The sequence below is a fragment of the Microbispora sp. H10830 genome (assembly GCF_014161375.1).
In the GTDB taxonomy this organism is placed as follows: domain Bacteria; phylum Actinomycetota; class Actinomycetes; order Streptosporangiales; family Streptosporangiaceae; genus Microbispora; species Microbispora catharanthi.
The window spans coordinates 155,936-176,668 of sequence record NZ_JABBWX010000007.1 but is presented as its reverse complement, the minus strand read 5'-3'; the positions used below and the strand labels follow the sequence as shown (position 1 = coordinate 176,668).

The 20,733-nt window shown below is 70.9% G+C and carries 21 protein-coding genes; 13 read left to right on the top strand and 8 right to left on the bottom strand.

Annotation, left to right across the window (positions count from 1 at the left end; translation table 11 throughout):
* Window positions 1-120: 120 nt before the first annotated feature.
* The 3 genes from HHX35_RS19655 to HHX35_RS19645 form a co-directional block, all read right to left on the bottom strand.
* Window positions 121-1,248 carry a thiolase C-terminal domain-containing protein gene (locus HHX35_RS19655; protein ID WP_139576680.1) on the bottom strand — a complete coding sequence of 376 codons (1,128 nt, stop codon included), beginning with the start codon at window positions 1,246-1,248 and terminating at the stop codon, window positions 121-123.
* Window positions 1,245-1,667, bottom strand: coding sequence for a Zn-ribbon domain-containing OB-fold protein (locus HHX35_RS19650; RefSeq protein WP_182900214.1), 423 nt, complete (start codon window positions 1,665-1,667; stop codon window positions 1,245-1,247). The genes HHX35_RS19655 and HHX35_RS19650 overlap by 4 nt, the downstream gene beginning before the upstream one ends.
* Before the next feature lie 76 nt (window positions 1,668-1,743).
* Window positions 1,744-2,256, bottom strand: a complete 513-nt coding sequence (locus HHX35_RS19645; protein WP_182900213.1) for a VOC family protein — start codon at window positions 2,254-2,256, stop codon at window positions 1,744-1,746.
* A gap of 177 nt (window positions 2,257-2,433) precedes the next feature.
* On the opposite strand from HHX35_RS19645, the gene HHX35_RS19640 reads away from it, so the two are divergent.
* A complete protein-coding gene (locus HHX35_RS19640) occupies window positions 2,434-3,756 on the top strand; it encodes an MFS transporter (protein ID WP_182900212.1) in 1,323 nt (440 codons plus the stop codon).
* Window positions 3,757-3,758: 2 nt separating this feature from the next.
* Here the strand turns inward: HHX35_RS19640 and HHX35_RS19635 are convergent, their stop codons facing one another.
* Window positions 3,759-4,394 (bottom strand): TetR/AcrR family transcriptional regulator, encoded by a 636-nt coding sequence (locus HHX35_RS19635; RefSeq protein WP_182900211.1) that lies wholly within the window; start codon window positions 4,392-4,394, stop codon window positions 3,759-3,761.
* 73 nt (window positions 4,395-4,467) lie between these two features.
* Between HHX35_RS19635 and HHX35_RS19630 the strand changes: the two genes are divergently transcribed.
* The 6 genes from HHX35_RS19630 to HHX35_RS19605 all read left to right on the top strand — a co-directional run bounded on the left by HHX35_RS19630 (window position 4,468) and on the right by HHX35_RS19605 (window position 12,930).
* Window positions 4,468-5,454 carry an ATP-binding cassette domain-containing protein gene (locus tag HHX35_RS19630; RefSeq protein WP_182900210.1) on the top strand — a complete coding sequence of 329 codons (987 nt, stop codon included), beginning with the start codon at window positions 4,468-4,470 and terminating at the stop codon, window positions 5,452-5,454.
* Window positions 5,451-6,305 carry an ABC transporter permease gene (locus HHX35_RS19625; RefSeq protein ID WP_182900209.1) on the top strand — a complete coding sequence of 285 codons (855 nt, stop codon included), beginning with the start codon at window positions 5,451-5,453 and terminating at the stop codon, window positions 6,303-6,305. The genes HHX35_RS19630 and HHX35_RS19625 overlap by 4 nt, the downstream gene beginning before the upstream one ends.
* A gap of 204 nt (window positions 6,306-6,509) precedes the next feature.
* Window positions 6,510-7,622 (top strand): polyprenyl synthetase family protein, encoded by a 1,113-nt coding sequence (locus tag HHX35_RS19620; RefSeq protein ID WP_182900208.1) that lies wholly within the window; start codon window positions 6,510-6,512, stop codon window positions 7,620-7,622.
* Between the two features lie 285 nt (window positions 7,623-7,907).
* On the top strand, window positions 7,908-9,281 hold the full coding sequence (locus HHX35_RS19615) for a family 2B encapsulin nanocompartment shell protein (protein ID WP_182900397.1): 1,374 nt from the start codon (window positions 7,908-7,910) through the stop codon (window positions 9,279-9,281).
* A complete protein-coding gene (locus tag HHX35_RS19610) occupies window positions 9,281-11,602 on the top strand; it encodes a terpene synthase family protein (RefSeq protein ID WP_220505632.1) in 2,322 nt (773 codons plus the stop codon). Before HHX35_RS19615 ends, HHX35_RS19610 begins: the two co-directional genes overlap by 1 nt.
* Complete coding sequence (locus HHX35_RS19605; protein WP_182900207.1) at window positions 11,599-12,930, top strand: family 2B encapsulin nanocompartment shell protein; 1,332 nt, start codon at window positions 11,599-11,601, stop codon at window positions 12,928-12,930. The genes HHX35_RS19610 and HHX35_RS19605 overlap by 4 nt, the downstream gene beginning before the upstream one ends.
* Window positions 12,931-12,987: 57 nt before the next feature.
* On the opposite strand, the gene HHX35_RS19600 is transcribed toward HHX35_RS19605, so the two are convergent.
* Complete coding sequence (locus HHX35_RS19600; RefSeq protein ID WP_396780423.1) at window positions 12,988-13,755, bottom strand: SDR family NAD(P)-dependent oxidoreductase; 768 nt, start codon at window positions 13,753-13,755, stop codon at window positions 12,988-12,990.
* A 51-nt stretch (window positions 13,756-13,806) separates the two neighbouring features.
* Between HHX35_RS19600 and HHX35_RS19595 the strand changes: the two genes are divergently transcribed.
* The 4 genes from HHX35_RS19595 to HHX35_RS19580 all read left to right on the top strand — a co-directional run bounded on the left by HHX35_RS19595 (window position 13,807) and on the right by HHX35_RS19580 (window position 16,741).
* Window positions 13,807-14,166 (top strand): helix-turn-helix transcriptional regulator, encoded by a 360-nt coding sequence (locus HHX35_RS19595; protein ID WP_182900205.1) that lies wholly within the window; start codon window positions 13,807-13,809, stop codon window positions 14,164-14,166.
* Between the two features lie 177 nt (window positions 14,167-14,343).
* A complete protein-coding gene (locus HHX35_RS19590) occupies window positions 14,344-15,141 on the top strand; it encodes an IclR family transcriptional regulator (RefSeq protein ID WP_182900204.1) in 798 nt (265 codons plus the stop codon).
* A gap of 126 nt (window positions 15,142-15,267) precedes the next feature.
* The gene (locus HHX35_RS19585; protein ID WP_182900203.1) at window positions 15,268-15,792 is read left to right on the top strand and encodes a hypothetical protein; all 525 of its coding nucleotides are present in this window, start codon (window positions 15,268-15,270) and stop codon (window positions 15,790-15,792) included.
* Between the two features lie 94 nt (window positions 15,793-15,886).
* Window positions 15,887-16,741, top strand: coding sequence for a sulfotransferase (locus tag HHX35_RS19580; RefSeq protein WP_182900202.1), 855 nt, complete (start codon window positions 15,887-15,889; stop codon window positions 16,739-16,741).
* Window positions 16,742-16,748: 7 nt separating this feature from the next.
* Here HHX35_RS19580 and HHX35_RS19575 read toward each other — a convergent pair whose 3' ends face one another.
* Window positions 16,749-16,946 (bottom strand): hypothetical protein, encoded by a 198-nt coding sequence (locus HHX35_RS19575; RefSeq protein WP_182900201.1) that lies wholly within the window; start codon window positions 16,944-16,946, stop codon window positions 16,749-16,751.
* Between the two features lie 179 nt (window positions 16,947-17,125).
* Between HHX35_RS19575 and HHX35_RS19570 the strand changes: the two genes are divergently transcribed.
* A complete protein-coding gene (locus HHX35_RS19570; RefSeq protein ID WP_310739179.1) occupies window positions 17,126-17,758 on the top strand; it encodes a LysE family translocator in 633 nt (210 codons plus the stop codon).
* Here HHX35_RS19570 and HHX35_RS19565 read toward each other — a convergent pair.
* Together HHX35_RS19565 and HHX35_RS19560 are read right to left on the bottom strand one after the other, a co-directional pair.
* A complete protein-coding gene (locus HHX35_RS19565; protein WP_182900199.1) occupies window positions 17,718-19,130 on the bottom strand; it encodes a condensation domain-containing protein in 1,413 nt (470 codons plus the stop codon). The two genes, HHX35_RS19570 and HHX35_RS19565, sit on opposite strands and share 41 nt — an antisense overlap.
* A 237-nt stretch (window positions 19,131-19,367) precedes the next feature.
* Window positions 19,368-19,637, bottom strand: a complete 270-nt coding sequence (locus HHX35_RS19560) for a DUF6191 domain-containing protein (RefSeq protein ID WP_182900198.1) — start codon at window positions 19,635-19,637, stop codon at window positions 19,368-19,370.
* A 128-nt stretch (window positions 19,638-19,765) separates the two neighbouring features.
* On the opposite strand from HHX35_RS19560, the gene HHX35_RS19555 reads away from it, so the two are divergent.
* A complete protein-coding gene (locus HHX35_RS19555; protein WP_182900197.1) occupies window positions 19,766-20,680 on the top strand; it encodes a DNA-3-methyladenine glycosylase in 915 nt (304 codons plus the stop codon).
* Window positions 20,681-20,733: the final 53 nt, after the last annotated feature.

The window sequence follows — 20,733 nt, the reverse complement described above, 5'->3', positions numbered from 1 at the left end:
CCGACCTGCGGCTGCTCTTCCGACGGCGATCGCACAACCGGACGGCGGGACCCGGCCGACCCCGCGTTCCCCGTATCCGCTACCCCCTCCGGCGGACCGGGCCGGAGGGGCGCGGGCGGGTCAGGGGCGGTGGTTGGACAGGACGAGCGTGGCGGCGGAGGCGAACATCCCGCCGTTGCCGAGGACCACGCCGACCTCGACGCCGGGCACCTGCGCGGCGGCCTCGCCGCGCAGTTGCCGTACGGATTCCTGGATGGCGAACATTCCGTACATGCCCGTGTGGGTGTAGGAGAGGCCGCCGCCGTTGGTGTTGAGCGGCAGGCGGCCGCCGGGGGAGGTGTGGCCCTCGGCGATGAACGGCCCGGCCTCGCCGCGCTTGACGAAGCCGAGGTCCTCCAGCCCGTAGATGGGCACGTGCGCGAAGGCGTCGTAGATCATGAGGTGGTCCACGTCGTCGTGGGAGATGCCCGCCTCGGCGAAGGCGGCCTCACCGGAGCGGCGGAAGGCCGCGGAGGTGGTGAAGTCCTCCATCTGGGAGATGATCGGCGACTCGGCGGACTCGCCGGAGCCGAGCAGATGGACCGGCGACCTGCGGGCGCGCTCCTCGGTCGTCACGATCAGCGCCCCGCCGCCGTCGGTGACGAGGCAGCACTCGAGCAGGTGGAAGGGGTAGGCGACCATCCGGGAGGCGAGCACGTCCTCGACGGTGATCAGGTCCTGGAACATGGCCCGGGGATTGCGGTGCGCCCACCGGCGCTGCGCGACCGCGACCTCCGCGAGCTGCTCGTGCGTGAGCCCGGTCTCCTTCATGTAGCGCAGCGCCGTCAGCGTGAACATGGTGGGCGGGCCGAGCACGCCGTACGGCAGTTCGAACTGGCCGATCAGCGAGTCGGGGCCGAGGGCCGGCCGGGGCGCGCCGACCCGCGACCGCCCGGACTCGCCGTGCGTGATGAGCACGGTCGTGCACAGCCCGGCCCGGATGGCCGCGGCGGCGTGCCGTACGTGGAAGAGGAAGGACGAGCCGCCCACCCCGGTGCCGTCGAGCCAGGCCGGAGCGATCCCGAGCGCGTGGGCGATCTGGATCGGGCCGGGCATGCCGACGGTGGCGACGCCGTCGATGTCGTCCTTGGTCATCCCGGCGTCGGCGAGAGCGTTGCGCGCGGCCTGGAGGTGGAGCTGCGCGGTGGACATGTGGGGCAGCTTGCCGAGCTCGTCGGTCTCGGCCGCGCCCGCGATGACGATGTTCATCGGACGGGACCCCCAGCGGGCTCGAAGAGGGGCACGTGCACGTCGCCGCGCTGTTCGAACACCACGCGCAGCTCCATGTCCAGGGGCAGGTTCTCCGGTGTGATCTCGACGCCGACGATGTTCGTCATCATCCGCACGCCCTCCTCCAGCTCCACGACCGCGATCGCGTACGGCCCGTCCTGCTCGAACCCGGGCGCCGGGCGATGGCTGATCACGTACGAGTAGAGGGTGGCCCTGCCGCCGGCCGTCACCCAGGTGACGTCGTCGGAGCCGCAGTGCGGGCAGGCGGGCCGTGGATAGAAGTAGTGCCGCGAGCAGGCGTCGCAGCGCTGGATGCGCAGCCGTCCCTCCGCCGCGCCGTCCCAGAACGGCTGGGTCTCCGGTGTCGGCTTCGGGACGGGCTTGTGCGATGCGGTCATCGTTCTCCTACGAAGGCCGAGGAAGTCTTAGAGCCAGATTCTAGAACTCCAATCTAGAGTTGGCGAGGGTCCGTTGTCAGGGACTCGGGACGCCGTTGCCGCGCCGGCCGCGACCGGCCAGCAGGTCATCGAGTGACGGCACCGGCTCGGGGGTGCGCGGCCCCGGCTGGGCGAGCTGGACCAGGACGCCGTGCGCCTCCTTCGGGTGGAGGAAGACCTCGCGCCAGCGGGGTTCGGCGAGGTTGAGGCCGAACAGCCGGTAGCCGCGCTCGCGCAGCGCCGTCACGGCGGCCTCGATGTCGGTGACGTGGAAGTTGAGGTGGTGGACCCCGCCTCTGCCGCGGGTGAGGTCGAAGAAGCTGTCGAAGAACGAGGATCCGGCCAGCGGCTCCATCAGCTCGATCTTGCTCCCGTTGGCGTACCTGAGCTGGAGCGTCCGGTAGCCGTTCACCATGTTGTCGCCCCCGCCGAGGTAGTCGCCTCCCAGCAGGTCCCGGTAGATCGGCAGCAGGTCCCTGATGCGCGGCGCGGCGACGGCGGTGTGGTCGAAGGCCACGTCCAGCCCGGCCAGTTCCTCGGCGATGTCCACCCGTCCTCCTTCGATCGAAATCCTAGAATCTCATTCTAGTCATCCGATTCCCAGGAAACACCATGCTCACAACCCTTGACTCCAGCCGTGAGGAGGCGGAGCATTCGTGGAAATGAATTCTAGAGCTGGCTTCTAGAACTCATCGCTGGGACGGGGGCTGACGAGAAAGGCGTGTCAATGGGCCTGTCCTACGTACGCGAGCTCGACGAGTACCCCACCGGTGCCCGTCGCATGAAGATCCTCACGATGGCCGTGCTGGCCGTCCTCATCGGCTCCTATGAGGCGCAGATCGCCCCCGTGGTCCCGCTGCTCCTCAAGGACCTCGACATGTCCCTCGCGACGTACGGCGCGGTGTCCGGGGCGGCGGCGGTCGCGGGGGCGATCGCGTCGGCGCTCGGCGGCAGGCTCACCGACCGGATCGGCAGGGTGCGCCTGCTGGTCCCGCTGATGCTGCTGACCGCCGTGTGCTGCTTCGCCATGACGCTCGTCCACAGCCCGAGGGACCTGCTGATCGCGAGGATCGTGCTCGCCTTCGTCGACGGGGTGGCGATGGCGAGCACGGCGCCGCTGGTCCGCGACTTCTCACCGCGCCTGGGCCGGGCTCAGGCGTTCGGCTTCTGGACCTGGGGTCCGGTGGGGGCCAACTTCCTCGCCGCCGCCGTCGCGGGCTGGACGCTGCCGATCTTCCATGACTCCTGGCGGTCGCAGTTCGTCATCATGGGCTGCTTCTCGCTGGTCATCTCGATCGTCATCGCCTTCAACATCGCCGACCTGTCGCCCGAGCTGCGCGCGCAGATCCAGCACACCGAGCGCCAGGCCAGCGACGTCGTCGACCTGACCAGGCCGGCCAGGGCCACCTCGCTGTTCGTCCGGCGCAACATCTGGGCCCACGTGGTGGGCATCTCGCTGTGGCTGGTGCTCTACATCACGCTCACGCTGTTCGGCCAGACCATGCTGGTCGGCGCGCTCGGCATCACCGCCGCCGAGGCGTCCACGATCATGGCCTGCTTCTGGAGCCTCAACCTGATCACCCTGATCGTCTCCGGGCGCCTCTCGGACCGCACCCAGCTGCGCAAGCCGTTCACGCTGGGCGGCACCGTGGCGGCCGTGCTCGTCACCGCCTACCTGGCCTCGCTCCTCGGCGGCCAGGACGTCTCCAGCGGCATGCTCATGATCGTCGGCGCGCTGCTCGGCGGCTCGCTCGGCGTCGCGTACGGGCCGTGGATGGCGAACTACTCCGAGGACGCAGAGGACGTCGACCCCCGGCTGCAGGGCACGGCATGGGGGCTGTTCGGCTTCCTCACCAAGGCGATCGCCGTGGTCGGCCTGCTGGTCATCCCGCACGTGGTCGAGGCCACGAGCTGGCAGACCTGGCTGGTGGTCTCCCTGGTGTGCCTGGCGCTGTTCGCGCCCGCCGTCTTCCTGTTCCACGGCCCCTGGCGGCGCGAGCGCGCCGAGGCCGTGGACGGCCAGGAGGCCAGGGTCGCGGTGGCCGAATAGAGTCAGGCCGGCGGATAGCCGCCCAGGCCCTTGCCGAGCAGGTCGAAGACCCGTTCGACGTCCGCGCGGTGGGCGCGCTCGATGTCCTCGTCGGGCCCGCCCTCCCGGACCCGCTGCCGCAGCCGCCGGTAGAGCGCCCGCTGCGCGCCGACCAGCGTCGAGGCGACGATGCGGGGCAGCGGATCGCCGGGCTCGGCGCCCGCCTCGGCCGCGAGCGCGTCGGCGAGCACCCGGGTGATCCGCTCGTTGACCTCGTGCATCTTCCGCTGCAACGAGGGGTTGCCGCTGACGAGCTCGAAGAAGCTGCGCGGATGGACGAGGTCGCGCCGCATGCCCGGGACGAACCTGGTCTGCGCCAGGCACAGCGCGCGGAAGGAGTCGAGGATGGAGACCCCGGCCGGGCGGTCGGTGACCGCCGCCAGCGACATGGCCTCCCGGTCCTCGGCCCGGTAGAAGACCAGGTCCTCCTTGGTCGGGAAGTGGTTGAACACCGTCTTCTTCGACACCTGCGCGGCCGCCGCGATCTCGTCGACGGTGACCTCGTCGAACCCCCGGGCCCGGAAGAGCGCGTTCGCGGTGTCGGCGATGAGCTGCCGGGTCCGGTTCTTCTTCAGCTCCCGCAGTCCGCCCGCACTCATGGGCACAGCGTATCGGCCTCCTTGGTTACACCTGGTGTACCGTTACACCAAGTGTAATGAATGGGGAGGCGGGATGACGCATCCGGCGGTGGAAACCACCGGCCTGGCCAAGCACTACGGCGACGTCGAGGCCGTACGCGGCATCGACCTGACCGTGCGAAGAGGGGAGATCTTCGGTTTCCTCGGCCCGAATGGCGCCGGGAAGTCCACGACGATCAGCATGCTCTGCACGCTGACCACGCCCACGGCCGGCGAGGCGCGCGTGGCCGGACACGACGTGGTGCGCGAACGCGACAGGGTGCGGCGCTCGATCGGGCTGGTGTTCCAGGACCCGACGCTGGACGGCTATCTGACGGCCGAGCGCAACCTGCGTTTCCACGCCGAGCTGTACGGCGTGCCCCGCGCGGACGTCGGTCCACGGCTGCGCGGAGTGCTCGAGATGGTGGGGCTGTGGGACAGGCGCGAAGCCAGGGTCGCGACGTTCTCGGGCGGCATGAGACGAAGACTGGAGATCGCCCGCGGCCTGCTGCACTCGCCGCGGGTGCTGTTCCTCGACGAGCCGACGGTGGGCCTGGACCCGCAGACCAGGAGCTCCATCTGGTCCTACATCCGGGAGCTCAAGGATGCCGAGGACATCACGGTCTTCCTGACCACCCACTACATGGACGAGGCCGAGCACTGCGACCGCATCGCCATCATGGACGGCGGCCGGATCATCGCGCTCGACACCCCCGCCGCGCTGAAGGCCGGTGTCGGGAAGGACCGCGTCCAGATCCAGACCGACGACGGCGCGGCGGCCGTCGCCGCGCTGGACGAGCGGTTCGGCATCCGGGCCGTCGCGTCCGGGGACGTGGTCGTCTTCCATGTGGACGAGGGGGAGCGGTTCTTACCGGAGCTGTTCTCCCGGTCGGGGTTGCCGATCCGGTCCGTCAGCGTGGCCCGGCCCAGCCTCGACGACGTGTTCATGTCCTACACCGGCCGGTCGATCCGCGACGCGGAGTCGACCGGCGGCGCACGCGGCCCGGCCGCGCTCGCCGCGGCGCGAGGAGGCCGGCGATGACGGCGCCCGTCACGGCGGTCCGGGTGCCCGGGCGCAGCGCGATGAGCGAGCTGCGCGCCGTCAAGGTGGTCTGGCAGCGCGAGATCATCAGGTTCTTCAACGGCCCGCTGCGCATCCTCACCTCTCTCGTGCAGCCGTTCCTGTTCCTGTTCGTCCTCGGCACCGGCCTGTCGCAGCTCACCTCGGGCGGCACCGGCGGGCTCGGTCTGCGGACCTTCCTCTACCCGGGCATCCTCGCCATGGCCGTCCTGTTCACCGCCATGTCCTCGGCCGCCTCGATCGTCTGGGACCGGGAGTTCGGCTTCCTGCGCGAGATGCTGGTCGCGCCGGTGTCCCGCGGGGCCATCGTCCTCGGAAAATGCCTGGGCGGGGCCACCGTCGCGGCCTTCCAGGGCCTCGTCGTCATCTGCATCGCGGGCCCCGTGGGCGTGCCGTACGCGCCGGGCCTGATGCTCGGCGTGTTCGGCATCCAGGTGCTGCTGGCCTTCACCATCACGGCCTTCGGGGTCGCGATGTCCGTGCGGGTCAGGCAGATGCAGTCGTTCATGGCGCTCAACCAGCTGCTGATCATGCCGCTGTACTTCATGTCGGGCGCGATGTTCCCCGCCTCGAACCTGCCCGCGTGGCTGACCGCGCTCAACCGGATCGACCCGCTCTCGTACGCCGTGGATCCCATCAGGCGGCTGGTCTTCGCGCATCTGAACCTGGCGCCCGCCGTACGGGAACGGCTCGCGCCGGGGCTGACGTGGGGCGGATGGCACGTGCCCATCCCCGTCGAGGTGGCCGTCCTCGCGGTCCTCGGGCTCGCCCTGCTCGCGACCGCGATCGCACAGTTCGGCAGAGCCGACTAAGCAGCAGGGTTCGGCAGAGCCGACTGAGCAGCACGGTTCGGCAGAGCCGACTGAGCGGCGCAGTTCGGCAGAGCCGACTGAGCTGGGCGCTCCGCGTGCGGCTCGGCGAGAAGTTCCGACTATCGGAACGGCCGGTTCTACTTTGCGTGTTCATTAAGTAACTTTCCGCAAGGGATACCGGCTCGCCGAGCGAGGAGGCCGAGCATGACCGCGGACACCGTGGACACGTCCATCAAGGGAATCACCGGTGTCGGTGACACCGGCGGCATCGCCGCCGTCACGAGCGCCGTCCGGGGACGGGTCGACGAGCTGCTGGCCGGCTTCCTCGACGCCCGGCGTCCCCCGGTCGGCGATCCGGACGTCGCCGAGGGCTACCGGCTGCTGCGCGAGTTCGTCGTCGAGGGCGGCAAGCGCATCCGGCCGCTGCTGTGCTACTGGGGCTGGCGGGGCGCGGGCGGCGAGGAGCCGCACGAGGACCGGGCCGTCATCACCGGCGCGGCGCTGGAGCTCTACCACGCCGGTCTGCTGATCCACGACGACGTCATGGACGGCAGCGAGCTACGCCGCGGGCGCCCGACCATCCACAGGGGGCTCGCCGGGGCCCCGCGGTGGACGGGCGCGGAGACCTTCGGCCAGTCCGCCGCGATCCTGCTCGGAGTGCTCGCGCAGGCGTGGGCGGACGAGCTGCTCGCGGACGCCGTCGCCGGCGACGTGCGGGGGCGGGCGGCGCGCGAGCTGTTCAACCGGATGCGCACGGAGGTCGTCACCGGGCAGTACCTCGACATCCTGGCGCACGCTCGCGCGGACGCGGACGTCGAACAGGCCCTGACGGTGATCCGCTACAAGACGGCCCGATACACCGTGGAGCGCCCGCTGCAGATCGGCGCGGCGCTCGCCGGGGCCCCGCCCGCCCTGCTGGAGGCGTACTCCCGGTTCGGCCTGCCGCTGGGAGAGGCGTTCCAGCTGCGCGACGACGTCCTCGGCGTCTTCGGCGACCCCGCCGTCACCGGCAAGCCGGTCCTCGACGACCTGCGTGAGGGAAAGCGGACCGTGCTCATGGCGTACGCGTACGCGCGGGCGCGAGGACCGGAACGGGACCGGCTGCGGACCTGGCACGGCGCCCCCGGCCTGGACGAACGGCGGGCGGCCGAGCTCAGGCAGATCATCGTGGACACCGGCGCCCTCGGCGAGGTCGAGGACCTCATCGCCCTGCGGGCCGGGCAGGCGCTCGGCGCGCTGAGCGACTGCGCGATCGCCCCGGAGGCGGCGCGGGCGCTCGCGGTGCTCACCGAGCGGCTCACCCGCCGGGTCCGGTGAGGCGCGCGATCGGTACGCCCGCCTCTCTCCTGACTCCCGCTCTCCTGACTTCCGCTCTCCTGACTCCCGGCGCCGGAACACTCCGGCCGCCGCCACATGCGGCCGTACGGGCACCCGGCGCATGCGGTGGTGCATTCGGTGCACGCGGTGTGGCCCTGTCCGGGCCGGTACGACTCTGATCTTTTCTCTCCCCCTCCGCCGCTCGGCGACGAGCGTGTCCAGTCACCGAACAACCGGCCGCCGTGCCGATCACAGATGGGGTGATGTGCCGTGACCGAAAACACCATGCCGACCGACAACCGGTTGAGCCTCAGCACCAGGGCCGCGCGCAACCTGGCCACGACGACCAAGACCCCGCCGCAGATGCAGGAGATCACCTCCCGTCATCTGCTGCGCGTGCTGCCCTGGGTCGAGGCGGTGGGCGGCGCCTACCGGGTCAACCGGCGGCTGACCTACCAGATGGCCGACGGGCGGGTGACGTTCGTCTCGACCGGGGCGGATGTGCGGGTCATCTCCGCCGAACTGTGCGAGCTGCCCGCCCTGCGCGGCTTCGGCGACGCCGACGTGCTCGCCGCCATGGCCGACCTGTTCACCCAGCGGGAGTACGAGGCCGGCCAGGTCATCGCGCAGGCCGGCACCCCGATGGACGAGGTCCTGCTCCTGGCCCACGGCAAGGTCGACAGGCTCGGCGAGGGGGCGTACGGCAACGAGACGCGGCTCGGGGTGCTGGCCGACGGCGAGTACGTCGGCGAGCAGATGCTGGTGAACGCGGACGCGCGGTGGGAGTGGACGGTCAAGGCGGTGACGTCGTGCACCGTGCTCACGCTCGGCAGGGAGGAGTTCGAACGGCTGCTCACGCTGTCGGACAGCCTGCGTGAGCACGTGCAGGCCTATCGGGAGGACCCGGACCGGCCGGTGAACCGGTATGGCGAGGCGGAGATCGCTTTGGCGGCGGGGCATGTGGGTGAGGCGACGCTGCCGGGGACGTTCGTGGACTACGAGCTGGGGCCGCGTGAGTACGAGCTGAGTGTGGCGCAGACGATTTTGCGGGTGCACTCGCGGGTGGCGGATCTGTACAACGAGCCGATGAACCAGACCGAGCAGCAGTTGCGGCTGACGATCGAGGCGTTGCGGGAGCGTCAGGAGCACGAGTTGGTCAACAACCGCGACTTCGGGCTGTTGCACAACGCCGACCTCAAGCAGCGCCTTCACACCCGTTCCGGCCCGCCCACCCCCGACGACCTCGACGAGCTGCTCGCCACGGTCTGGAAGAACCCGAACGTCATGTTCGCCCACCCCAAGGCGATCGCGGCCTTCGCCCGTCAGTGCAACGCCCGGGGCATCTACCCCCAGACCGTGGAGTTCAACGGCCAGAAGGCCCCGGCCTGGCGCGGGGTGCCGATGCTGCCCTGCAACAAGATCCCGGTGAACGACAAGGGCATCAGCTCGATCATGGTCATGCGCCTGGGGGAGAAGGACCAGGGCGTCGTCGGCCTGCGCCGCACCGGACTGGTGGACGAGTACGAGCCCGGTCTGTCGGTGCGCTTCATGAGCATCGACGAGAAGGCGATCATCTCCTACCTGGTGACCACCTACTACTCGGCGGCCGTACTGGTCCCCGACGCCCTCGGCATCCTGGAGAGCGTCGAGGTCCTGTGATGCCCTCCTACCGGCTGCCGGACTTCTACCTCCCCTATCCGCCCCGGCTGAACCCGCACGTGGAGACCGCCCGGGCGCACACACGGGGGTGGGCGGCGGACATGGGCATGCTCGACGACCCGGACATCTGGACCGAGGAGTCGCTCGACGCGATGGACTACGGCCTGATGTGCGCCTACACCCATCCCGACTGCTCCGCCACCGAACTGGACCTGGTCACGGACTGGTACGTGTGGGTCTTCTACTTCGACGACCACTTCCTGGAGACCTTCAAACGCAGCAGGGACCTGGACGGCGCCCAGGACTACCTGGACCGGCTCGACGCGTTCATGACGGACGACCCGCCCGAGCCGACGAACCCCGTGGAGCGGGGCCTGGCCGACCTCTGGCCCCGGACCGTGCCCGCCATGTCGGAGGCGTGGCGGCGCCGGTTCGTCCGGGTCACGCGGGACCTCCTGCAGGAGTCGATGTGGGAGCTGTTCCACATCGAGCGCGAGGCCGTCTCCAACCCGATCGAGTACATCGAGGAACGCAGGAAGGTCGGCGGCGCCCCGTGGTCGGCCGCGCTGGTGGAGCACGCGGCCGGCGCGGAACTGCCCGCCCGGCTCGCGGATTCCCGGCCGATCCGGGTGCTGACCGAGTCGTTCGCCGACTCCGTGCACCTGCGCAACGACCTGTTCTCCTACGAGCGGGAGGTGCTGCGGGAGGGTGAGCTGTCCAACTGCGTGCTGGTCTGTGAGCGTTTCTTCGGCTGCGACACCGAGCGGGCCGTGGAGATCACCAACGACCTGCTCACCTCCCGGCTGCACCAGTTCGAGCACACCGCGCTGACCGAGCTTCCGGCGCTGTTCGCCGACGAGGGAGCCCTGGCGCCCGAGCAGGCGCCGGTCCTGAGCTACGTCAAGGGATTGCAGGACTGGCAAGCGGGCGGACACGCCTGGCATACCGCCTCCAGTCGCTACACCAAGACTGCGGGAGAAACCGGGTTCTTCGGGATGAACGTGGCCCGCGCGCATCTCACGGGTGCGGGCGGCCTGCGCAACCACACCCACCGGCCCTTCTCCGAGGCCGCGGTGCGGCTGCCGCAGCCGTACATGCCGTTCGAGGTGCGCGACAACCCGCACCTGGACGCGGCGCGAGCGGCGGACGTCGAATGGTGTGCCGCCATGGGCTTCTTCGACGGCGTCCCCGGCATCCCGGCGACCGCCGTGTGGAACGAACCGCAACTCGTCGGCTTCGACCTCGCCCTGTGCGCGTCCGGCATCAACCCGGACGCCCCGGCCGACGAACTGATCCTGGCCACCAACTGGCTGGCCTGGGGGACGTACGGCGACGACTACTATCCCCGGGTCTACGGGGCGGCGCGCGACCTGGTCGGCGCGAAGCTCGGCAACCGGCGGCTCAAGGAGTTCATGCCGCTGGACCTCGTTCCGCGCCTGACCCCGATGACGGGGCTGGAACGCGGGCTGGCCGACCTGTGGCCGCGCACCGCCGGGCCGCTGCCGGAGGGCTCCCGACGGGCCTTCCGCGCCACCGTGGAGGAGATGATCGACAGCTGGGTGTGGGAGCTGGCCAACCAGGCCCAGCACCGCGTGCCCGATCCGGTCGACTACATCGAGATGCGGCGCAGGACGTTCGGCTCGCAGATGACGATGAGCCTGGCCAGGCTGGCGCCGGGCCGGGTCATCCCCACCGAGATCCAGCGGACTCGCGAGTTCCTCGGCATGACCGATGCCGCGCAGGACTACGCGTGTCTGCTGAACGACCTGTTCTCCTATCAGAAGGAGATCCAGTTCGAGGGTGAGCTGCACAACGCCGTCGTGGTGCTGGGCTCTTTCTTCGACTGCGCGCCCGACGAGGCGGTGACCGTGGTGGACGCGCTCATGACCAGCCGGATGAGGCAGTTCGAGCACATCACCACCGTCGACCTGCCCACCCTGCTCGACCGCGTCGAGGCGGAGGAGGCCGTACGGGAGTCGGTCGAGGGATACGTGTCCGACCTGCGCAACTGGATGGCCGCGATCCTGCGCTGGCACCAGCGGTCCCGGCGCTACTTCGAGGAGGAGTTGCGCAGGAGCCCGGCGGCCCGGTGGTCCCAGGGGCCGACGGGGCTCGGGACGGCCACCGCACGCATCCTCTCCCTGGCGTCGCCGGCACACAGGGCGCCGCCGGCTCACGGGTCGCAGGCGTTCACGGCGTCGTCCGTGACGGCGCCCGCTCTCGCGCGGTCTGATCTGGCGCCGTCTGATCTGGCGGCGTCCGATCTCGCGGCGTCCGATCTGGCGGTGCCGGCTCACTCGCTGCCGGTGGGGGCGCCATGACCGCGTCGCGCCTGACCCTGAGCACGGCCGCCGCGCGGAACCTGGCGACGACCACCAAGACGCCGCCGCAGATGCGGGAGATCACTCCCCGGCACCTGCTGCGGGTGCTCCCGTGGACGGAGGTCCAGGGCGGCGTCTACCGGCTCAACCGCCGGCTCACCTGCACGGTGGGGGACGGGCGGGTGAGCTTCGTCTCCACCGGGGCGCGGGTGCGGGTCATCCCGGCCGAGCTGTGCGAACTGCCGTCCCTGCACGACTACGGCGACCTGGACACCCTCGGGGCGCTGGCGGACCGGTTCGTCCAGCACGACCTGCGTCCGGGCGAGCCGGTGCCGCCGGGCCAGGTGGTGCTGGTCGCCCACGGCAAGATCGCACGCGTCGGCGCCGGCGCGTACGGCGGCGAGGCCCTGCTCCAGGTCCTGGCCGACGGAGACCACCTGGGGGACCTCACCGGCCCGGGGGCCTCGCCCGCCAAGGCCCTCACCTCCTGCATCGTTCTCGTCCTCGACCGGTCGGCGCTGGACAACCTGACCGCGCTCGCCGGTGGCCTGCGCGAGCATCTCGGCCGCCCTCCCGCGGACCGGCCGGTGAACCGGTATGGCGAGGCGGAGATCGCTTTGGCGGCGGGGCATGTGGGTGAGGCGACGCTGCCGGGGACGTTCGTGGACTACGAGCTGGGGCCGCGTGAGTACGAGCTGAGTGTGGCGCAGACGATTTTGCGGGTGCACTCGCGGGTGGCGGATCTGTACAACGAGCCGATGAACCAGACCGAGCAGCAGTTGCGGCTGACGATCGAGGCGTTGCGGGAGCGTCAGGAGCACGAGCTGGTCAACAACCGCGACTTCGGGCTGTTGCACAACGCCGACCTCAAGCAGCGCCTTCACACCCGTTCCGGCCCGCCCACCCCCGACGACCTCGACGAGCTGCTCGCCCGCCGGCGCAGCTCGCACTACTTCCTCGCCCATCCCCGGGCCATCGCCGCCTTCGGCCGGCAGTGCACGCGGCGCCGCGTGTATCCGGACGTCACCGAGGTCAACGGGGCGACGGTCATGGCGTGGCGGGGAGTGCCGATACTGCCCTGCGACAAGATCCCGATCACCGAGGGCGGGCTCAGCTCGATCCTGGTGATGCGCACCGGGGCAGAGAAACAGGGCGTGGTCGGCCTGCGCCGCACGGGGCTGACGGACGAGTACGAACCCGGCCTGTCGGTGCGCTTCATGGGCATCGACGAAAAGGCGATCATCTCCTACCTGCTGACCACCTATTACTCGGCGGCCGTCCTGGTCCCCGACGCCCTCGGCGTACTGGAAAGCGTCGAGGTGAACTGAGGCGCGCCTCCGGCCGGGGCGCTCGGGGAGCATCCCGGCCGGATGCGGTTCCCCGGGTCAGGTGAGCTCCAGGCCGCCGTCGAGGGTGAGGACCTGGCCGGTGAGCCAGGTCGCGGCGGGATCGGCGAGGTGGAGGATCCACTCGGCCACCTCTCCGGGCTCGCCACGCCTGCCGAGGGGGATGCGGCGGGCCTCGTCCTGCTTGGTCTGCTCGACGACGGCCTCGGGAAGACCGGCGGCGGTGAGTGCCTCACTCTCGGTCGGGCCGGGGGCCAGGGCGTTGACCCGGATCCCGTCCCCGGCGAGTTCCAGCGCCCAACTGCGGGTGAGGTGCTCGATCGCGGCTTTCGAAGCGGCGTAGTGCGACCCGCCGGGCAGCGGCCGGTGGCCGTAGGTGCTCGAGATGTTGACGATCGATCCGCGTGTTTCGCGCAAGTGGGGCAGCGCCGCCCGGGCGAGCAGGCTGGGCGCGGTGACGTTGAGGTCGAACAGGTCGGCGACGCGCGCGGCCGTCGTCTCGGCCAGCGGCATGACCGTGGTCGCGCCGGCGTTGTTGACCAGCACGTCCAACCGGCCCCAGCGGTCGACGGCCGTACGCACGATCGTCTCGGGCGAGCCCGCGCCGCGAACATCGGCGGCGAGTGCGGCGATGCGCGGGTGCTGCAGGGCGGTCTCCTCGAGGGCGTGTGCGCGGCGCCCGATCCCGAGGACCTGGGCGCCGGCGTGTGCGAAGGCGAGGGCGGCGGCGCGTCCGATGCCCGAGCCCGCACCGGTGACGACGACGACCCGGCCGGCGAAGCGGCCGGCTGACTGTCCGATCAACACGACTCCCGTTGTTCGATGTTCGCGAAACATCGAACAAGCTACCATCGGTCCATGAAGCAGGCGCACCACCCCGAACTGGACGAGATTTCCCTCACGGCGGTCATGGCGGCGCTCAGTGACCCGATCCGGGTGGGTCTGGTCCGGCTGCTGGCCGACGGGCGGGAGCGCGGATGGGGGGAGCTGCGGGCCCCGGTCGCCAAGTCGACGCTCAGCCATCACCTCAGGGTTCTACGCGACGCCGGGATCACCCGCACCCGTCAGGAGGGCACCCGCTGCTTCGTCGTGCTGCGCCGGGACGACATGGAGACCCGGTTCCCCGGCCTGCTCGCTCCCGTGCTGGCCGCGGCGGAGTGCGACGGAGTGGGCCGGCAGGTCGGGCTGGCGTCCTCAAGCCACGCGCCGCAGGGCTAAGGAGCCGCGGGGGAGAAGCCGCAGGGCTCAGGAACCGCAGAGCCGGGGAGCCGCAGAGGTGAGGAGCCGCAGAGGTGAGGAGCCGCGCATTCGCCCCCGCGTTCGCCCCTCATGCGCCGTGCAGCGCGGCTAAGGTGACCGCTGGCCGATCAGGATGTGGTTCACGAGCGTCGCGGGGTGAGGTTGTTCGTACCGTTGGATCGCGCCCGCCGGGCGGAGGCGGCCTCCGCGCTGGGCAGCCTGGAACGCGGGATAGAAATCCTCCTGTGTCTCGCCGCCGGCATGAGGCCGATGAACCTGACCCAGGTGCACCGGTCCACCGGGTTCTCCAAGACCACCACCCATCGCCTGCTCGGGACCCTGCAGCGGCGGGGCCTGGTCACGCGCACGGGCGGCGACTACACGGTCGGCGGACGCCTCGCCGACCTCGTGCCGCCGCGCGGCTGGGCGGTCCAGGGCCGTCGCCTGCCCGGCTCCCGCAGGGCGGTCCTGCCGCACCTGCTCCAGCTGTACGAGGCCACCCGGCAGACGGTCAACCTGGCCGTGCGGGACGAATTCGAGGTCGCGTACGTCGAGCGGTTGTACGGGCACAACCGGGTCAAGTCACCGTCGGACGGCGTCGACCGGGCGCCGCTGCACTGCACGGCCACGGGCAAGGTGCTGCTCGCCTACGACGCAGGCCTGCGCGCCGCGTTCCTCGCCGCCCCGGCCCTGCGGCGGATGACGGGCCGTACGGTGACCGCGCCGGCCGCGCTGGAACGCGAGCTCGCGGCCGTCCGCGGCGAGGGCGTGGGGTACGCGCGGGAGGAGTTCGCCGAGGGAGTGTGCTGCGTCGCCGCGCCCGTCTTCGGCCCGGACGGCGGGGTGTGCATGGCCGTCGCGGTCGCCGCGCCGGTGGGAGCGGCGGCGCTGCCGCGCCTGAGTGCGGCCGTGCGCAGGACCGCCCACCAGATCACCGGCGCGCTCCTCCTGTGATCCCCGTTTCGGGGATTGGGGTCGCCGGGCTCGGGGAAGGCTCGAACGAGCCGAGCGGCGGGGCCTGAGCCGCTCGGGCCGCCGGTGCCACGGACCGGCGTAGCCGTCGTGGTCTCGGGGAGAGTCATGCGTCGAGGACCCTACGTGTCCCGCCTGATCGGCCGGGCCGGCCTCGTCGCCGTTCCGGTGACCGTGCTGCTCACGGCATGCGGGACCCCGGAGCCGCAGATGCGGCCGCGGCCCGTGGCCACGGGCGGCCCGGTGTCCACGGAAGTCCCCGCCGCATCGCCCTCGCCCAGCCCGTCGGTCGTCTCGGCCGCGGACCATCCGGAGGCGTGCCGGAATGCCGACTGCGAGGTGGCGGTCCGTCCCGGTGACCGGTTGCGGCTCGACCGGAAGACCGGCCTCGACGCGATCACGATCGTCGCGCTCGACCGGGGCGAGTTGCGGCTGCGCTTCGAAGCGGGCGCGGGTGCCTTCCACGTCGAGGGCATGAACACCAGCGTCAGCCAGGACTGCGTCAACGGCCGCTGCCGGACGGAGGGCGGGCTGACGCTGGCCATGGGACGGCCCGGCAGGATCGGCGACATCCGCCTGCGGCTCGCGAGCGTGGCGCCCGACCAGGCGGTCCTGGTCCTGTCACCGGGGTGACCGCAACCGGCGCGCCCGGCTTGGCCGGCTCGACTTCGGAAATCCCCAGCCCGCGTTAACCGCGAGGCCACCACGCCTCCCTACGGTCGCGGCCATGGCATGGAAGAGCAGGGTCAACGCCGCCGTCGAAGGGATGACCGGTTACGTCATCACACGAGCCAGGCCACGGGCCGTACCGGTTCCGGAGGCACGAGACGAGCCGCGCCCGCCCGTCGATCCCGCCGCCGACCGCCTGCTGCGCGCGCCCGTTTTCGTGCTCTCACCGGTCAGGTCCGGCTCCACGCTCCTGCGCGTGCTGCTGAACAGCCACAGCAGGATCCACGCGCCGCACGAACTGCATGTCCGGCGGATCGCCGTGACCCTCACCACCGATCCCGTACGGCAGGCCATGGCGGCGGCCGGTCACCGTACGAGCGACGTCGAGCACATCCTGTGGGACCGCCTGCTGCATCGGGAGCTGGTCAGGAGCGGCAAGGAGGTCATCGTCGACAAGACGCCCAGCAACGTCTTCGCCTGCCGTCGCATCACGACGTGCTGGCCGGATGCCCGATTCGTCTTCCTCCTGCGCCACCCCGCGTCGATCGCCCGGTCCTGGCACGAGGCCGATCCGCGGGCACGGCCCATGGACGAGGCCGTGCGGCACACGCTGCAGTACATGCGCCACCTTGAGGAGGCCAGGCGCCGTCACGAAGGAGTAGACGTCCGGTACGAGCGGCTCGTCGACGACACGGAAGGCGAGTTGCGCCGGCTCTGCGCCTGGCTGGGCGTGGAGTACGAGCCCGAGATGGTCCGGTACGGCGACAAGGACCACGGCGACTTCGTGAAGGGCATCGGCGACTGGCGCGACAAGATCCGGAGTGGGCGGGTCCAGCCGGGCCGTCCGCTGCCCACCCCCGAGGAGGTGCCCGACGCGCTGCGAGAGATCGCGGCGGCCTGGCGCTATCTCTGATTTCCGATCACCAGTGGAACCAGTGAATGCGACGGCAACTGCTGCAAACGAAGCAGGTGGCGTCGCGGTTGGCCCAGTCGAGATTCATGAATGTCATGCCCGTGGTCTGGAGTTTCCACCGGCGCAGCTCGAACAGCTCGTTCTCGCACGTGTCGCATTTCAGATCGCGGCCGTTGGGGAGCGTGACCGACTGTGGTTCGTCCATGCCTTCGATGCTATGCCGCCGATCGTTATCCCGGTCTGCCGCGAAAACTCTGTCGCGGCCCGAGTCACGTCACACCGACGATGGCGCGTTTTCCTCACCACGCTGATCACCACCGCGGGGTGCCCGTCGATGTGAAGAGGGTCGAGCCGGGTGCGTGCGCGTGGGTTACGGTGGCCGTTGTGAACGTCTATGGTGCGATCGCCTCGTTCGCCGCCATCGTGGCGCTGCTCACGCTCACGCCCGGTCTGGACACGGCTCTGATCCTGCGTACGTCGCTGCTCGCCGGCCGGAGACCGGCCTGGGCCGTGGTGCTCGGCATCCAGGCCGGCACCCTGCTGTGGGGCCTGCTCACGGCCGCCGGACTGTCCGCTCTCCTCACCGCCTCCCAGACGGCGTACGAGGTGGTGCGGTGGGCGGGCGTCGCCTACCTGGTCTGGATGGGCGGCAGGATGCTCTGGCAGAGCCGCACGAGCCGGGCGGACGACGATGCCCCGCCTGGCCCGCCGGACGCCGGATGGGGACCGGCGTTCCGGCGGGGCCTGCTGACCAACCTGCTCAACCCGAAGGTGGGCGCCTTCTACGTCGCAGTGCTGCCGCAGTTCATGCCCCAAGGCGTGCCGCACGCGGTGATGGGCGTACTGCTGGCGGGCGTCCACGTCTGCGAGGCGCTGGTGTGGAGTGCCGTGCTCATCGGGTTCACCGGGATTCTGCGCGGCTGGTTGCGCAGGCCGGCGGTCAAGCGCGGCCTGGACCGGCTCACCGGCCTCATCGTCATCGGCTTCGGTCTGCGCCTGGCGATCCAGCAGTCCTGAGCCGCCCGTCGTAGGGGCCGACCCCGCACACCTCGGGGACGGCGGCGATCGGGACCTCCTCGGTGAGGGCGCGGACCACCAGGGCCTCGACGCCCCGCAGCATCGCCTCCGCAATGTGCGGGGGCAGGTAGGCGGTGTCCACGATGAGGCTGAGCTTCCCGGTGTCGGGGGCCGAGACGACCGTGAAGAACGCCTTGAACCGGACACCCGGCCAGGCGTTCGTGACGTACGTCCTGGTGTTTTCGGTGAGGCGGGCCACGTCCTCGTCGGGGCCGACGGGAGGCAGGCCCGGCCAGGTGCCGACGGTCCGCCTGTCGTTGAAGAACGCGTCGAGGTCCGGCTCCCGGCCGCGGCGGCGGCCGATCTCCTCCCGCATCGCCTGCATCTCGAACGGGTCGTAGTGCGCGTTGCGGTACGCCCTGAGCGCCCCCCGCTGCGCGGCCCGGCAGGCGGCGGCGAAGTCCGCGGCGGGCAGATCGAGCACGAACAGGCCGTCCTGCTCCACGGTGCCGACCATCGTGCGGACGCGCACGTCGCGGCGGTTGCTGTGCACGAGCTGCATGACCGCACGCGGACGGCCGCTCACGACGGCCAGCACGGTGGCGCACGCGGCGAGCAGCACGCTGGTCGTGCTCATCGTCCAGCGCTCGGCCAGCCGTTGCGCCGCCGTGGCGAGCGCCACCGACTCCATGCCGACCTCGATGAACCGCGGGTCGTCCGCCTCACGCGGCGGATGGTCGAACACGTCGAGCGGCCCCTCCGCCAGCACGGAGTGCCAGTATCGGACGGACCTGGCCGAACGGGCGGGGTACGGCTCCTCGCGCTCCGCGGCCGCCTGGTCCATCGGCTGCCACTCGGCGGGCGGCAGTTCCTCGCCGCGCAGCAGGGCCTTCCACTCCTCCGACAGCGTGTTCAGCGCCTGGAAGTCCACCGCCAGATGGGAGAAGGCGACCGCCAGCGCCATCGGGCGGCCGTTCTTGACGACGACGGCGCAGCGCAGCGGCAGGTCCCGGTCGTGCGCGAAGGGCGTCCGGCCCAGCTCGCCCGCGAGCCGCTCGGCGACCCGCAGCGCCCGTTCCTGTCCCGCGTCCACCAGATCCACGGCCAGCTCGCCGCCGCGGCGGATCCGCTGCACCGGCCCTTCCGGGGTGAGAGCGAAGGTCGTACGCAGGCTCTCGTGGCGTTCGAGCAGCACGCGCAGCGCGTCCAGGACGCTGCCGAGGTCGCGCCTGCCGTACACCGGGAGCACCCATGGGCAGCTCAGGAACGTCTGGCTGTCGCCCATCAGGTGGACCGCCCGCCATATCAGTCGCTGTCCCCAGGTCAGCGGCGCCTGGCCCTCCCGGCTGCCGCTGAACGCCACCGTCACCATGAACCCGTCATCCCTCGGGAGGCCGGCTCGTCGCCGAGGCCGATCTCCACGCTGTCACCGAAAAGTTTCGACACGATGCCACTCCATGATCGGCACGGGAATGCCTGTTAGTCCGGTTTGGTCACGCCGGAAGTCGCCGTGCAACGGAAGAATAGGCAACAGGAGTGGAAGGGCGACAGTGAAAGTCGCAAGTCTTCTGCCGAAAGCTTTCGAAGGAGAGCGCTCCGAGGCGCGGGACTATCTCTTGTCCGGTACGACGATCGTGATCTTGTTGCGGGCGGCGTCGATGCGGTTGGCGGGTGGCGCGCCGTCGGACTCGTCGTCGCGGAGCATCGTCTCGCTCTGCTGCTGCTCCAGTTGCACCCGTTTGGTGGAGAGGAAGGCCGCCGTGAACTCGTCGAATCCGGTGGCCGAGATGGACCGGCCGGACTTGCGGACCTTGGCCGCCCATCGCCACAGGCGTTCGAGCAGGGCCAGAAGAATCAGCGCGCACGCCAGCATCTCCATGATCCCGACCATACCTCCCGTCCTCTCAGGGTGTCCTCGTTCCCGAAGATCCGGTGTGGCCCACGGGGGGTCACGCCCATACCGGCCGGCAAGATCGTCTGTCGGCCCGGCCTCGTACGATGTCGCCCATGGCCAGGCACGGTTTCACGCTCACGGCAGAAGGCCCGTTCGACTTCGGCGCCACGTTGCGCTTCGTCGAGGACTGGCCGGCCACCAGCGGCCTGCCCTCCGGCGGGCGGGCGCTGCGCTTCGCCTACTGCGCGGAGTCCGACTGGCTGCCGATCGGCGTGACCGTGACCGCCGCGCCGGACGGGGTCGCCGTCGCCACGACGCGGGCCGCCGGGCCGCGGATCCGGGGCGAGGTGGCGCGCATCCTGTCCCTCGACGTGGACGGCTCCGGCTTCGCCGCGGCCGGCGAGACCGACCCGGTGCTCGGCGACCTGCAGCGGAAGAATCCCGGCCTGCGCCCGCTGGGCTTCTGGAGCCCCTGGGAGGCGGCCTGCTGGGCGGTGATCGTGCAGCGTTCGTCGATGCTCATCGCCGCCCGGCTCAAACAGCGCATCGCGGAGCGATACGGCGCGAAGGTCGTCGTGGACGGGGAGACCTACACCGCCTTTCCTCCGCCCATGACGCTGCTGCAGGCCGACGGTCTCGGCCTGCCCGCGCAGAAGGAGGAGTGGCTGCGCGGGCTGGCCCGCGCGGCCCTCGACGGCGTGCTCACCGCCGAGCACCTGCGCGCGCTCGACCCTCAGGAGGCGCTGGCAGAGCTCCGTGCCCTGCCGGGCGTGGGGCCGTTCTCCGCCGGCCTGATCCTGATCCGCGGCGCGGGCGCGCCGGACGCGTTCCCGGGCGACGAACCACGCCTGTTCGCGATCCTGCGCGAGGCGTACGGGCTGCCGGAGGACGCCCCGCCTGCCGCGTACCGGCAGGTGGCCGAGGCGTGGCGGCCCTACCGGTCCTGGGCCTCATTCCTGTTCCGGGCGTCCGGCTACGGAGCCATGGACGACGACCGGCCCCCGAGCCGTCCGACGCGAGGCCGCTGAATTCTCTGCGGCGGGCAGCGCGGTGGACGGCGGCGCGATCCTCACGTCGCGGT